The organism is Rhodococcus sp. 05-339-2 (assembly GCF_002258965.1).
Lineage (GTDB): Bacteria > Actinomycetota > Actinomycetes > Mycobacteriales > Mycobacteriaceae > Rhodococcoides.
In genome coordinates this window covers 665687-678827 of sequence record NZ_NOYW01000004.1, presented here as the reverse complement: position 1 = coordinate 678827, position 13141 = coordinate 665687, and the positions used below count along the sequence as shown (strand labels likewise).

The 13141-nt window shown below is 66.2% G+C and carries 12 protein-coding genes; 3 read left to right on the top strand and 9 right to left on the bottom strand.

The annotated features are described in order from the left end of the window. Nucleotides 1-58 precede the first annotated feature (58 nt). Nucleotides 59-1495 (bottom strand): MFS transporter, encoded by a 1437-nt coding sequence (locus CH273_RS04255; protein WP_032396678.1) that lies wholly within the window; start codon nucleotides 1493-1495, stop codon nucleotides 59-61. 93 nt (nucleotides 1496-1588) lie between these two features. On the opposite strand from CH273_RS04255, the gene CH273_RS04250 reads away from it, so the two are divergent. From CH273_RS04250 to CH273_RS04240, 3 genes are all read left to right on the top strand, one after another. Further along, nucleotides 1589-3418: a penicillin-binding transpeptidase domain-containing protein gene (locus CH273_RS04250; protein WP_032397254.1), complete on the top strand. Its 1830-nt coding sequence runs from the start codon at nucleotides 1589-1591 to the stop codon at nucleotides 3416-3418. Nucleotides 3419-3513: 95 nt separating this feature from the next. Then, the gene (locus tag CH273_RS04245; RefSeq protein WP_179275420.1) at nucleotides 3514-5175 is read left to right on the top strand and encodes an NTF2-like N-terminal transpeptidase domain-containing protein; all 1662 of its coding nucleotides are present in this window, start codon (nucleotides 3514-3516) and stop codon (nucleotides 5173-5175) included. A gap of 44 nt (nucleotides 5176-5219) precedes the next feature. Continuing rightward, complete coding sequence (locus tag CH273_RS04240) at nucleotides 5220-5966, top strand: sulfite exporter TauE/SafE family protein (RefSeq protein WP_032396677.1); 747 nt, start codon at nucleotides 5220-5222, stop codon at nucleotides 5964-5966. On the opposite strand, the gene CH273_RS04235 is transcribed toward CH273_RS04240, so the two are convergent. The 8 genes from CH273_RS04235 to CH273_RS04200 are packed head-to-tail and all read right to left on the bottom strand — an operon-like array spanning nucleotide 5951 to nucleotide 13066. Next, nucleotides 5951-7183: an MFS transporter gene (locus tag CH273_RS04235; RefSeq protein ID WP_082322577.1), complete on the bottom strand. Its 1233-nt coding sequence runs from the start codon at nucleotides 7181-7183 to the stop codon at nucleotides 5951-5953. The two genes, CH273_RS04240 and CH273_RS04235, sit on opposite strands and share 16 nt — an antisense overlap. After that, complete coding sequence (locus CH273_RS04230; protein WP_032396676.1) at nucleotides 7176-8510, bottom strand: FAD-dependent oxidoreductase; 1335 nt, start codon at nucleotides 8508-8510, stop codon at nucleotides 7176-7178. The genes CH273_RS04235 and CH273_RS04230 overlap by 8 nt, the downstream gene beginning before the upstream one ends. Further along, nucleotides 8507-9562, bottom strand: a complete 1056-nt coding sequence (locus CH273_RS04225) for an ArsO family NAD(P)H-dependent flavin-containing monooxygenase (protein WP_082322576.1) — start codon at nucleotides 9560-9562, stop codon at nucleotides 8507-8509. Before CH273_RS04225 ends, CH273_RS04230 begins: the two co-directional genes overlap by 4 nt. Nucleotides 9563-9567: 5 nt before the next feature. Next, a complete protein-coding gene (locus CH273_RS04220) occupies nucleotides 9568-9984 on the bottom strand; it encodes an arsenate-mycothiol transferase ArsC (protein WP_032396674.1) in 417 nt (138 codons plus the stop codon). Beyond that, on the bottom strand, nucleotides 9981-10403 hold the full coding sequence (locus tag CH273_RS04215; protein WP_032396673.1) for an arsenate reductase ArsC: 423 nt from the start codon (nucleotides 10401-10403) through the stop codon (nucleotides 9981-9983). The genes CH273_RS04220 and CH273_RS04215 overlap by 4 nt, the downstream gene beginning before the upstream one ends. Then, nucleotides 10403-11491, bottom strand: coding sequence for an ACR3 family arsenite efflux transporter (arsB, locus tag CH273_RS04210; protein WP_032396672.1), 1089 nt, complete (start codon nucleotides 11489-11491; stop codon nucleotides 10403-10405). The genes CH273_RS04215 and arsB overlap by 1 nt, the downstream gene beginning before the upstream one ends. Then, nucleotides 11488-11850, bottom strand: a complete 363-nt coding sequence (locus CH273_RS04205; protein ID WP_032396671.1) for an ArsR/SmtB family transcription factor — start codon at nucleotides 11848-11850, stop codon at nucleotides 11488-11490. Before CH273_RS04205 ends, arsB begins: the two co-directional genes overlap by 4 nt. Nucleotides 11851-11881: 31 nt before the next feature. Continuing rightward, entirely contained in the window at nucleotides 11882-13066 is a 1185-nt protein-coding gene (locus tag CH273_RS04200; RefSeq protein ID WP_094637957.1) for an APC family permease, read from the bottom strand. Between the last annotated feature and the right edge of the window lie 75 nt (nucleotides 13067-13141).

Here is a 13141-nt window from a genome sequence, read left to right as displayed (position 1 = left end):
CCACGTGCTGTTCGGCGTCAGTGTAAGTACCGATGCTCGATCGCGTCAGCGAGAACGGTCATGCCGCCACCTCTGCCGGACTCGAAGTGGACGTCATGGCCTCCGGCCGGGTGGTGTGCTGCAACGTCGTCGCGCAGACGAGTGCACCGACCGCGGCGATCAGTGCGGCGACGAACAATGCCGCGTGCAGCCCGTGCACCAGCTCGATCGGTGAACCGCCGGGCAGCATCGACTCAGCGGGGAGAAACGCGCCGAGTCCGGCGACTCCGACGGCGATTCCGCTCTGCCGGAACGCGTCGTTGATGCCTGCGGCCAAGCCGGAGTGGTGGGCTGTGCCTTCGCCCAGAACGAGTCCGCTCATGACGGGGTTGAACACCCCGGCACCGATGCAGGCGACCACGAATCCCGGGATCAACGTGTACGGCGAGCCGTCGACGTCCACGACGGTCATCATCAGCAGGCCGACGGAGACGAGGATCAGCGACACGGTCAACGAGAGCGCAACCGGAATTCGACCGTCCAGTTTCGCGGTCATGCCTGCCACGACGAACATCGCCACCGTCGCGGGCAGGTACACCAGACCGGCCTCGATCGGCGAGAGATTCTGCACGTTCTGCAGGTAGACGGTGGTATAGACGAACACCGCGAACAGGGAGGCGGAGATGGCGAACGCGGCGATCTGTGCTCCGGCAAACGCACGGTTGGCGAGTAGATGCGGCGGCAGCATCGGCTCCGGTGCGTTGAGCTCGTGCAGGCAGAACGCCACGAGGGTGACTGCTGCGACAGCAAGAGCGAGCACGGTCGTCGGTTCCGTCCACCCCGCCTCGTTGCCGTGCAGCAGTCCGTAGACCAAGCCGGCCAGGCCGGCCGACACCAACACCTGCCCGGGTACATCTGCTCCGCGAGGGCGAGGATCGCGAGATTCGGGCACCCATCTCAGGGTCGCGACCAGAGTGAGCAGTCCGATGGGAATGTTGATCAGAAACACTGCGCGCCAATGGAACACCTCGGTGAGCACGCCGCCCACGAGTGGGCCGACCGCGAAGGCTCCGCCGATGGTGGCACCGTAGGCGGCCAGCGCAGACGCCCGGTCCGGCCCCTTCTCGAACACGTCCGCGAGCAGCGCGAGCGAGCAGGCGAAGAGCAACGCTCCGCCGACTCCTTGTGCGGCACGGGCGATGTCGAGGATCACGATGTTCGGCGCGAGCGCGCACGACAACGATGTGACGGTGAACGTGACGATGCCGATGAGGAAGACCCGTTTCCGCCCGCGGCGATCGGCCCACGAGCCGGCGCTGAGAACCACGGTCGCCAAGGCGAGGGTGTAGGCGTCGACGACCCATTTCAGGGCGCTGACGCCGGAATTCAGGTCGGCTGCGATGGAGGGTAGGGCGGTGTTGACCACCGCGATGTCGAGCATGAGCATTGCCGTCGTCACACAGACGACGGCCAGGGTGGCGCGGCGGACAGCCGCACTTTTCGGTGTTGCGAACATGAAGGGTCCTGGTGAGTCGAAGGAACAGTGCTCGATCACGGTGCGCGGAAGGTCTTGGTCAACTCTTGGACTCCGCCAGGACTCGCTCGAGGCATGATCGACCCCGTGCGCACTTCGAGAAGACCCACGACTCTGGCCGCGATCGTGTCGGTACTGGCATTGGTGCTCGCCGCCTGCGGTCAGAGTGGGCCGGATCAGCCGCAGACTGTCGCCGAGCAGTTCGCCGCCGCGGTCAACAGTGCGAACATCGACCAGGCGGCTGCGTTGACCACCGATCCGGCCGGCGCGACGGCAGCCCTCACCGAGCTGTACGACGGGCTTTCGGCAGGCGGAACGGTGACGGCGACTCCCGATTTCGAGGCCACCGACGCCAACGCCGATACCGGCACGTTCACGTTGAATGCCGGTTGGCGCTTCTCGACGACCACCGACGGCACCGCCGAACCCGACGGCGAGCCGAAGGAATGGAACTACACGACCTCGGCGACCGCGGCGGAGACCGAGCAGGGCTGGAAGATCACCTGGGATCCGGCGATGTTGGTGCCGGGCCTGACGGCCGACTCGTCGGTGCGCTTCACTCCGACCGACGCGCTCGTCGCGCCGCGCATCTTCGACGGCAACGGCGTCGAGCTGATGTCGCAGCAGGTGGTCACCCTGGTCAACGTCGATGCGACGGCCGATCCCGTGGCTGTCGCGAACCTCGTCGGATCCGTCGTCCCGGGTATCACCGCCGAGTACGTCACCTCGACTGTGGCTGCAGCGCAGGGTAATTCGGCCACCATCGTGTTGCTTCGTCAGGCGGACATCGACCCCATCGGTGCTCAGCTCGCGACCGTCCCCGGAGTCACCCTGGCCCCGCAGACGCGGTTGCTCGCCACCGACCGCAACCTGGTGTCGCCGGTCCTCAACGACCTCACGACGCTGTGGGAGCAGGAGCAGGCGGCCAATCGTGGATGGGCTGTACAGGCTGTTGCAGCGGACGGCACCGTCACTCCGCTGGCGGGACGCGATGCCGGAACCGGCGACGATATTGCGACCACCCTGGATTCGGCACTGCAACTCAAAGCCGAGAATGCCCTTGCTTCGCTGCCGCAGCAGGCGGCCATCGTTGCGCTTCGGCCGTCGACGGGGGCGGTTCTGGCAGTGGCGCAGAATGCCGCCGCCGATGCCGAGGGCCCGATCGCGCTGACCGGCCTGTACCCGCCGGGGTCGACGTTCAAGACGGTGACCACCTCGGCTGCACTGCAGTCCGGTGCCGTCACCCCCGATACCGTGCTGCCGTGCCCGGCGACGGAGAACATCGAAGGCAGGCAGATCCCGAACGACGACAACTTCGATCTCGGCGACGTGCCGCTCCACACCGCCTTCGCCAAGTCCTGCAACACGACGATGGGCCGCCTCGGTGTGGCACTCCCGCCGAACGGACTGACCGACGCGGCCGCGCAGTACGGCCTCGGCGTCGACTACGTCACCCCCGGTCTGACGACCGTCACCGGCTCGGTCCCGTCGGCCGACACCCCGGCGCAGCGCGTCGAGTCCGCCATCGGACAGGGGCAGGTGACCGCGTCGCCGTTCGGAATGGCGCTGGTCGCGTCGTCGATCGCGAACAACGGATTGCTGCCGCCGACGATCGTCGTCGGAGAGCCGGGCGTGGGTAACATGCAGCCGGCAGCGGTGAACCCGCAGGTCACCGAGCAGATCAAGACCATGATGCGCGAGACGATCACCGGCGGCACCGCGACGGCGCTCAATGACATCCCCGGGTTGCTCGGCAAGACCGGCACCGCGGAGTTCGGTGCCAACAACGAAGGCGCCCACGGTTGGTTCGTCGGGATCTCGGGCGATCTCGCGTTCGCGGTGTTCGTGAACGACGCGGGCAGTTCGAGCCCGGCCATCGAGGCTGCGGGTCGTTTTCTGCGGTGAATCGGCTGCGGCCGAGTCTCAATCGTGACCGGCTCGTATGAATCCCGTGCTTGTTACTCGTGTGACTACAGTGAATATTGTGATTCATGAGTTCTATGAGTCGTGCCCGTCGTGGCCCGCGCAAGGTCCGCGGTCGCTACCTCGTCGCCGTTGCAGCATCGGCGACGTTGACGGTCTCGGCAGTGTTCTGGATGGTCGATCGCCCGCCGAGCGAGGCCGAGGTGCTGGTCTCGAAGTTCGTCGACGCCCTGGACAACCGCGATGTGGCGGCCGCTGCCGCGATGACGACCTACCCGAACGCCGCGACGGCCGCGCTGAACCAGATGTTCGACGGCTTGTCGGCCGGTGGCACGTCCACCGGTGACTTCGACCTGACCCAGTACATGGACCTCTCGGACGAGAGTGGATTCTTCACCATGGCGTCCGCCTGGAACTTCGGTGAGGGCAAGGACTGGAAGTACAGCGCACAGGGCTCGACCAAGAAGCTCAGCGTGGGTTGGCGCATCGCGTGGGATCCGGCCACCCTCGTCCCCGACCTCACCTCGGGCGGATCGGTCCGCTACACCCGGACCGACGCCGCCCCGCCGCTGATCTTCGACGCCGCGAACAACGTGCTGATGAGCGAGCGCACCATCAACGCCATCTCCCTCGACCCGGCGCAGATGAGCGATCCGGCCACGTCCACGGCGCAACTAGCGGATGTCATCGACGTCGTCGCCCCGCTCATCACCTCCGAATCGATGCTGGCCGAATTGAACTCGGCCGGCGGCGCACCGATCACCGCCGTGACCTTGCGTGACGACGACTTCGCCGTCCTCGAAGACGACCTGCGCGCCGTGCCGGGCGTCGTGGTCTCGCCGCAACCCAAACTGATCGTCGACGATCGTCGGATCACCTCTCCCGTGCTGGATTCGCTGCGCGCCGCATGGCAGGAAGGACGCGACGCCACCGCAGGCTGGGCCGTCGACACCTACACCGTCGACGGAACGGGCGAACGCCGCGTCGGATTCCAAGGACCGGGTGGGCCGGATCTGCACGCGACACTCGATCCGCGTATCCAGTTGGCAGCCGAGAATGCGGTCGTCATGGCGGGATCGTCGGCGTCGATCGTCGCCGTGTCCACCTCGACCGGCGCGATTCTCGCTGCGGCACAGAACAGTTACGCCAACGAGCAGGGCGACGTGGTGTTCGGGGGCTCCTACCCGGCAGGCACCGCGTCTGAGCTCGTGCGGGCCGTGCAGTCCGATCGCGGCGACGACAGTGCCGAAGACGCAGCTGCCGGCTTGGGTCTCGGTATCAACTACTCGATGCCGGGACTCGACGCCCACACAGGATCTCCCGCCGCCAGCCGCAGTGCGATCGACGGCATCAGGACCGTGTCCACTGCCTCCGGTGACGAGGCGACCGTGACTCCGTTCGGACTCGCGCAGATGGCAGCCGCGATCTCTCGGGGCAGCGCTCCGACTCCGGCGATCGTCGCGGGGCAGACCGCAGTCGCCGATCGAGAGTCCAAGGCAATGGGGTCGGATGCGGTAAACCGGTTGCGCGGCATACTCGCCGACTCGTCGAGCAGTAGCGGTCTCGACACGTTCGACGGTGTGCAGGGATTCGCCGGGGACAGTGGCGACGACCGCTTCGTCCTCGCCACCAGTGGTGACGTCGCATTCGCGGTGTACATCGAGGACGCGGACGGTGGTGACCAGGCAGTGCGGATGACGAGCCGGTTGCTGCAGGAGATGGCGAACCCCGTCGAATGAGCCTGAGGTTCAGGCCAGATAGTTAGGCGCGGTAGTTTCATTCGGTGACTGTGCTCGATTTCGGACTTCTGGTGGTGGCCGGGTTCTTCGCCGGGCTCATCGGGTTCGTCACCGGGCTCGCATCGCTCGTGTCCTACCCTGCTCTGCTCGCAGTGGGTTTGCCTGCGGTATCGGCGAACGTGACGAACACTGTCGCGTTGGTCGCGGCCGGTGTCGGAGCGACGGTGAGCTCCTCGGCCGAGCTGGCCAAGGACGGTAAGCAGTTGGTTCGCTACGCGATCTACTCGGCGCTGGGCGGCACCACGGGTGCGATTCTGCTGCTCAACACGCCGGACGGTTCGTTCGAGGTGGTCGTGCCGTTCCTGGTCGCCATGGCAGCCATCGCGCTACTGCTGCAGCCGAGTATCCGAAAGCTGTCCGGAGGCAGGCAGTTTCCGACGCTCTATCCGCTGGCGCTGTTCGCGGTCGCGATCTACGGCGGCTACTTCGGGGCCGGGGCCGGGGTCATCTTCCTCGCGCTGGCATTGATCTGCACGGCGGATACGTTCTGGCGCGCAAGCGTTCTGAAGAGCTTCTTCCTCGGTATCGCGAACCTGATTGCCGCGATCATCTTTTCGTTCTCCGGTCAGGTGAACTGGTGGGCTGCGCTCGCGCTGGCGATCGGTTGCTTCGCCGGCGGTGCCTGCGGGCCACCGACGGTCAAGGTGATCTCGCCGATCATTCTGCGTATTGCGGTCGGGATTCTGGGGCTCGGTCTCGCCGGGTGGCTGGGGTATCAGGCCTTCGGCTGACGGTCGGTGTTCGGCATGCTCAGCGCAGCCAGCCCGACGGCGGTCAGCGCCAGAAGGCCGAGAATCACGTACGCACCCGAGTAGCTTCCGGTCCATTCGGCGAGCACGGCACCGGCCCAGGGGGCCGAGGCCATCGCGATGACGATCGGCGCAGACATGATGCCGCTCAGATGCCCGTACTGGCTCGGACCCCAGCGATCGGTGATGGCGGTGGCCTGGACGAGTGTGAACAGTCCGCGCGCGAGTCCGGCACCGATCGCGACGGCGATCAGCGCCACGACCGAGGTGGCGACGCCGAGCAGGATGGTCGACAGGGCAGTTGCGGCGATGATCCCTACGGTCCTGGTTCGGGTACCGGCGAAGCGTTGCAACGGAAGGTAACCGATGCGGCCGAGCACCTGCCCGGCTCCGCCGAGACCGAGAGCCGTTGCCGCGAGAGCAGTATGGGCACCGTGTTCGATCAGCAGCGGAACCAGATTGAAGATTCCGGCGAACGCGACGAAGCCGGTGACGCTCATCGCTGCGGTGAGCATGACGAACGGACGACTACGGACGGTCTGTGCAGCAGTAGGTACTGCTCGCGCGTGCCCGGACTCACCCGTCGACGGCCACTGTCCGCGCAACCCGATCGAGTGCGCGGGAACGGTGACGATCAGTAGGACGACTGCGAGTACGAGATACGTTCGACGCCAATCGGAGTGGCTCGACAGGATCGCCGTCAGCGGAGCGAAGACCGTACTGGCCAGTCCCGCGGCCAGAGTGAGGATCATCAGGGCTCGGACGCGGTCGGTGCCCCACCACCGTGTCAGTGCAGCGAACGCAGGGGGATACAGCACCGCCCCCATGGCGATACCGGCCACGAACCATCCGAGAAAGAACAGCGGAAGTGTCGGGGACGTCGCGATGAGAACCAGCGCGGGTATCGCGAGAATCGACCCTGCGCTCATCACCCAGCGCGGTCCGCGGCGGTCCAGGATGCGACCGACGGGAACTCCGACCAATGCTGCAACGAACTGGCCGATCGAGAACTCGGCCACGATCGCCGTCGTCGACCATCCGGTATCCGCGGAGATCGCAGGCGACAGAACGGGGAAGGCGTAGTACAGAATTCCCCAGCTGGTGATCTCCGTGACGCACAGAACCGACAGGATTCGGCGTCGCCCCGGGTGCGAAATTTCCAGGGGCAACGCCGAATCCACCGCCGCAGAGTCAGTCACGCGACGGTGCGCCGAGAGTGATCAACTCCGGCGCAGCAGGGGCACCGCAGCAACCGCCGCTCGACGGGGCGTCGGGCTCGTCGAACAGGCCCGCGCCGCCGCAGACGCCGGTGTCGGGCAGCGTCAGCTCCACTTTCCGCGCGCCTTCGTGGTCACCCGCGAGTTCGGCCGCGATGCTGCGAACCTGCTCGTATCCGGTCATCGCCAGGAACGTCGGCGCGCGGCCGTAGCTCTTCATGCCCACCAGGTACAGGCCCGGCTCGGGCTGGGTGAGTTCCTCGACGCCGTGCGGTGACACCGATCCACACGAATGCAGGTTCGGATCCACCAACTCGGCGACGAACTTCGGTGCCTGCAGGGTGGGGTCGAGATCGAGGCGAACCTCGGACAGCCAGGACAGATCCGGGCGGAACCCGGTCAGCGCGACGACGCGGTCGACGTCATCGATGCGCGATCCGGTGTCACCGATCAGAGCGAGCCGATCACCCTCCACAGCAACAGTTTCGGTGCGGAAGCCCGAGACCACGGTGAGGAAGCCGTCGTCGACCGCCTTCTTGGCACGCTGACCGAGAGCGCCGCGAGCGGCAAGTTCGTCCGCGTCCCCGCCGCCGAAGACCTCCGCGGTCACGCCTCGACGCACGGCCCAGGTGATCGTCGTACCGGGCTCGTCCGCGGCGAGTTCGGCGAAGGTGATGATCGCGGTCAGCGCGGAATGGCCGCTGCCGGCGATGACGATGTGCTTGCCTGCGAACTGGGCGCGGATCACCGGGTCGGTCAGGTCGGGAACACGGTAGTCGATCCGGTCTGCGGCGGTCTTCTCGCCGATGGCCGGAAGTCCCTCGCTGCCCAGTGGATTGGGTGATCCCCAGGTGCCGGACGCGTCGACGACCGCGCGGGCGAGGATGCGTTCCTCGGTGCCGTCGGAGTGGCGGATGTGCACCGACAGCGGCTCGGTGTCGCGGCCGGCGTCGACCACCCGGTCGCGTCCGCGGCGAGCGACGCCGACCACCTCGGAGTCGGTTCGGACCACATCGCCGAGAACGGCGGCCAGGGGCGCGAGATACCGCTCCACCCATTCGCGTCCGGTGGCGTAGGTGTCGCCGTCCGGCGCGGTCCAGCCGGTGGATTCGAGCAGCCGGACGGCCGCGGGGTCGACGACCTCGGACCACGGGGAGAACAGTCGAACGTGATTCCACTCGGACACTGCCGATCCGGCAAACTTTCCGCGTTCGAGAACGACTACCCGGGAACCGGTTTCGGTCAGATGCGCCGCGGCGGCGAGACCGATGGGCCCTGCGCCGACCACCACTACGGGGTACGTGTTCATGACTGATCCACCTTTCTGCTGTTGACGATGGTGTCCACGGCTGCACGCGCTGTGCGGCCGACACCGATGAGCGTTGCCGACGCCGGGCCGGTCCAGTCGCCGTAGCCGAGAAGAATCAGGCTCGGTTCACCTCGAACATGGTTGCCGTCCAACACGATTCCCGACCCGTCGGCGCGCAGGTGCAGTGGCCGCAGGTGATGCAGAGCAGGGCGGAACCCGGTGCACCAGACGATCGCATCCAGCCGCTCTGTCGTGTGCCCGTCGGTGACACCGTCGGAGGTGAGCGCGGTGAACATCGGCCTGGCATGCAGAACTCCACGATCGCGAGCCTCTCGCACCGGCGGGACCATCACGATGTCTCCCAGACCGGCGACCCCGCCGGAATCCGCTGCGCCCTCGGCAAGAGCGCGAGCTCGATCGCTGGCGACATCGAACAACACTCGGCCGTCCACATCGTCGGGGAGAAACCTCGGCTCGCGGTTGGTGAACCACGTGGTGTCGGCGACAGTGGAGATCTCGGCCAGAATCTGCGCAGCCGAGTTCCCTCCACCGACGATGCCCACGCGCTTGCCTGCAAAGGAATCGGGCACGCGGTAGTCAGCGGCATGCAGCTGGGTCCCGCCGAACTCGCGCATGCCCGGGTAGCTCGGCCAGAACGGTCGTGACCACGTCCCGGTGGCATTGACGATCGTTGTGGCGCAGAAGGAGTCACCGTCGGTATCGACTCGATAGTCGTCGGTCGTACGATGCACCGACTTCACCTCGACGGGCCTGCGCACCGGCAACTCGTACTTCTTCTCGTATGCCCGCAGGTAGTCCACGACGTGCGATGCCGGAGGGAACCCGCTCGGCCAGCGTGGCATCGGCCAACCGGGGAGTCTCGAGTACTCGGCAGGCGAGAACAGGTGCAGCGACGGCCAGTAGTCCTGCCAGGAGCCTCCCGCATGCGTCTGGTCGTCGAGGATGACGAAGTCCAGCCCGGCTCGTCGCAGGTAGTAACCGGCGGCCAGTCCTGCCTGACCGCCGCCGATCACCACCACCTCCGAGTTCATTCGAGTCAACCGTCGGTGTCGCGCAATCGGGACGCGAGTTCCTCGACTCGAGCGGCGATGTCGTCGCGCACCAGACGCATCCGTTCGATTCCGTCGATACCGCGTTCGGACGGCTCGTCGGTGTTCCAGTTCTCGAACGTCGGACCGTCGACGGGATCGACCCTCGCCTCGCTCCCGAGGGTGATCACGTAGTCGATGCGAGACAACAACTTCGGGTCGATCGGTTTCGGCTGTTCACCGGCCAGGTCGACGCCGACTTCGAGGAGGGCCTCGGCCGAGAGTGCATTGACCGTTCCGCTCGGCTTCGTTCCCGCCGAGTGCACCTCCACCGCATCGCCGACGGCCTTGCGCATCAGACCGGCCGCCATCTGAGACTTGCCGCCGTTCTTGACGCAGACGAACAGCACGCTCGGTGTCGTCATGACACCGAACTCTGCTTGGCCGGAACCAGTTCGGCGATCAGGTCTTCGATGCGGCTCCTGATCTCGTCGCGAATCGGCCGGACCGCCTCGACGCCTTTGCCTGCCGGGTCGGCCAGTGCCCAATCGCGGTAGCTCACTCCGGGGAACACCGGGCACGCGTCACCGCAGCCCATGGTGATCACGACGTCGGATGTCTCGACGGCTTCCGGGGTCAGAATCTTCGGGGACTGGGACGAGATGTCGATGCCGACCTCGGCCATGGCCTCGACCGCTGCGGAGTTGACGGTGTCCGCGGGAGCGCTTCCGGCGGAACGCACTTCGACGGTGTCACCGGCGAGATGAGTCAGAAATCCGGCGGCCATCTGAGATCGGCCGGCATTGTGAACACAGACGAACAGAACGCTGGGGGTGGCGGACATCAGAATTCCTTCGGGGACGTGGTCGTGGACACGGCGGGGGAGAAGCGTTTGCGCAGTGCGAGCGAGACGTAGACGAGGCCGACCAGTACGGGCACTTCGATGAGTGGTCCCACGACTCCGGCGAGGGCTTGCCCGGATGTCGCACCGTAGGTGGCGATGGCGACGGCGATCGCGAGCTCGAAGTTGTTGCCTGCCGCGGTGAACGCGAGGGTGGTGGTGCGTTCGTAGCCCAGACCCATCGCGGCACCGAGGGCGTAGCCGCCGCCCCACATCACCGCGAAGTACACGAGCAGTGGCAGCGCGATACGCACCACGTCGAACGGCTGTGACGTGATCTGATCACCTTGCAGCGCAAAGAGAACGACGATGGTGAACAGCAGGCCGTAGAGCGCCCACGGGGCGATCCTGGGGATGAACTTCTCCTCGTACCATTCGCGGCCCTTGGCGCGTTCGCCGAAGAAGCGAGACGCGAATCCAGCTATCAACGGGATTCCGAGGAAGATGAGGACCGACTTGGCGATCTGCCACGGCGACGCCTCGATGGTCGTCTGGTCCAGGCCCAGCCAGCCGGGCAGAACCGAGAGGTAGAACCATCCGAGGACCGCGAACATGAACACCTGGAACACCGAGTTGATCGCGACCAGAACCGCGGCGGCTTCTCGGTCGCCGCAGGCGAGGTCGTTCCAGATGATGACCATCGCGATGCATCGAGCGAGGCCGACGATGATCAGGCCGGTTCGGTACTCGGGCAGGTCGGGAAGGAAAAGCCATGCGAGAGCGAACATCAGGGCCGGACCGAGGACCCAGTTGAGCACCAACGAGCCGATCAGCAGGCGCTTGTCTCCGGTCACGGTATCGAGGCGGTCGTAGCGAACCTTGGCCAGTACCGGGTACATCATGATCAGCAGTCCGATGGCGATCGGAAGTGACACCCCGTCGATCGAGATGGCCGACAGCGTGTCGTTCAGCCCGGGGATCATGCGTCCCAGGAGCAGACCCACGACCATGGCCACGCCGATCCACACGGGCAGGAACCGGTCGAGGGTGGAGAGCTTGCCGACCACGGCAGTATCGGTTTTCGTACTCATGCCATGACCTCCGTGGACTCTGCAGCGTTCAGCACGGCGGAAAGTTGCTGCAGCGCAGCGGGAATCACCGAGTAGTAGACCCAGGTGCCGCGGCGTTCGCAGTCGAGCAGCCCGGCTTCGCGCAACACCTTGAGGTGGTGCGAGATGGTGGGTTGGGAGAGGTCGAATGCGGGGGAAATGTCGCAGACACATGCTTCGCCGCCTGCATGGCTGGCGACGAGGCTGAGAAGGCGAAGCCGCACGGGATCTCCCAGTGCTTTGAACATGCGGGCGAGATCTCCTGCCCAGTCCGCGGTGAGGGGCTCACGGATCAGCGGCGAGCAGCATTCACCGTCGACGGGAAGGTCTTGATTCGACATCCGTCTATATTGACGTCTGCCGAATCAGGCGTCAAGTGAACAGTTGCCGAACCCGAAGAAGGCGGTACCCGACACCGAGCGCGACCACGACGGTTCCGACGACGATCGACGGCACCGGCAACGTGGCGATCAGCACCACGCATCCGATGCTGCCGATGACCTGGAGGGCGCGTGGGTAGCGGCGATGCTCGGCATCCTGGGTGAACGCGCTCAGATTGGCCACCAGGTAGTAGAGCAAGACCCCGAACGACGAGAAGCCGATGGCGTCACGCAGATCCACTGTCAGGACCAGCACGCAGACAATCACAGCCAGGGTGATCTCAGCGCGATGTGGCACCGAGTACCGCGGGTGGACTGCGGCCAGATACGACGGCAGGTCGCGGTGGCGGGCCATCGCCAGGGAGGTGCGGCCGATGCCGGCGATCAACGCGAGCAACGCCCCCAGCGCAGCCAGGCCGGCACCGATCCGCATCACCGGCGACGCCCACGAATGTCCCGACGCCACCGCGAGATCGACCAATGGGGCAGACGACGAGGCCAGGAGTTCGGGGCCGAGAACCGTCAACAACGTCACCGCAACGAGCGTGTAGACCAGCAATGCGATACCGAGCGCGGAGACGATGGCGCGTGGGATGGTCCGTTCGGGTCGGACGACCTCCTCGCCGAGGGTCGCGATGCGCGCATAGCCCGCGAAGGCGAAGAACAGCAGTCCCGCCGACTGCAGAATGCCGTACCACCCGTTCTCGGTGAACGAGCCGAGTCCGTCGACGGCGGGAACGGACGAGCCGGTGAGGCCGAGGACCACTGCGATGACGAGGACGGTGAGGACGGCGGTGACCAAGATCTTCGTCAGCACGGCCGTGCGGGTGATGCCGAAGTAGTTCACCGTGGTGAGCGCTGTGATGGCAAGTATCGCAACGAGTTCGGTGTAACCGGCAGGCGCGACATATGCCGCGAACACCAAAGCCATGGCCGCCGAACTCGCGGTCTTACCGATCACGAACGTCCACCCGGCCGCAAAGCCCGGCCACTCGCCGAGCCGCTCACGGCCGTAGACGTACGTGCCGCCCGACGTCGGATACTGCGCGGCCAGCTGGGCCGAGGAGGTGGCGTTGCAGAATGCGACGACCGATGCGACGGCCAAACCGATGAGCAGGCCCGCCCCTGCGACGGCCGATGCGGGAGCGAACGACGCGAACACCCCGGCCCCGACCATCGAACCGACACCGATGACGACGGCGTCGACGAGACCGAGGCGACGGGCCAGCGGCTGTGTCACGCCCGAAGCCGG

Bases quoted from the DNA above. Each gene is read 5' to 3' on its own strand.
- CH273_RS04225 (WP_082322576.1), bottom strand. From the start codon at position 9,562: ATGAACTCGGAGGTGGTGGTGATCGGCGGCGGTCAGGCAGGACTGGCC.
- arsB (WP_032396672.1), bottom strand. From the start codon at position 11,491: ATGAGTACGAAAACCGATACTGCCGTGGTCGGCAAGCTCTCCACCCTC.
- CH273_RS04205 (WP_032396671.1), bottom strand. From the start codon at position 11,850: ATGTCGAATCAAGACCTTCCCGTCGACGGTGAATGCTGCTCGCCGCTG.
- CH273_RS04200 (WP_094637957.1), bottom strand. From the start codon at position 13,066: ATGGTCGGGGCCGGGGTGTTCGCGTCGTTCGCTCCCGCATCGGCCGTC.
- CH273_RS04245 (WP_179275420.1), top strand. From the start codon at position 3,514: ATGAGTCGTGCCCGTCGTGGCCCGCGCAAGGTCCGCGGTCGCTACCTC.
- CH273_RS04230 (WP_032396676.1), bottom strand. From the start codon at position 8,510: ATGAACACGTACCCCGTAGTGGTGGTCGGCGCAGGGCCCATCGGTCTC.
- CH273_RS04215 (WP_032396673.1), bottom strand. From the start codon at position 10,403: ATGTCCGCCACCCCCAGCGTTCTGTTCGTCTGTGTTCACAATGCCGGC.
- CH273_RS04255 (WP_032396678.1), bottom strand. From the start codon at position 1,495: ATGTTCGCAACACCGAAAAGTGCGGCTGTCCGCCGCGCCACCCTGGCC.
- CH273_RS04220 (WP_032396674.1), bottom strand. From the start codon at position 9,984: ATGACGACACCGAGCGTGCTGTTCGTCTGCGTCAAGAACGGCGGCAAG.
- CH273_RS04250 (WP_032397254.1), top strand. From the start codon at position 1,589: ATGATCGACCCCGTGCGCACTTCGAGAAGACCCACGACTCTGGCCGCG.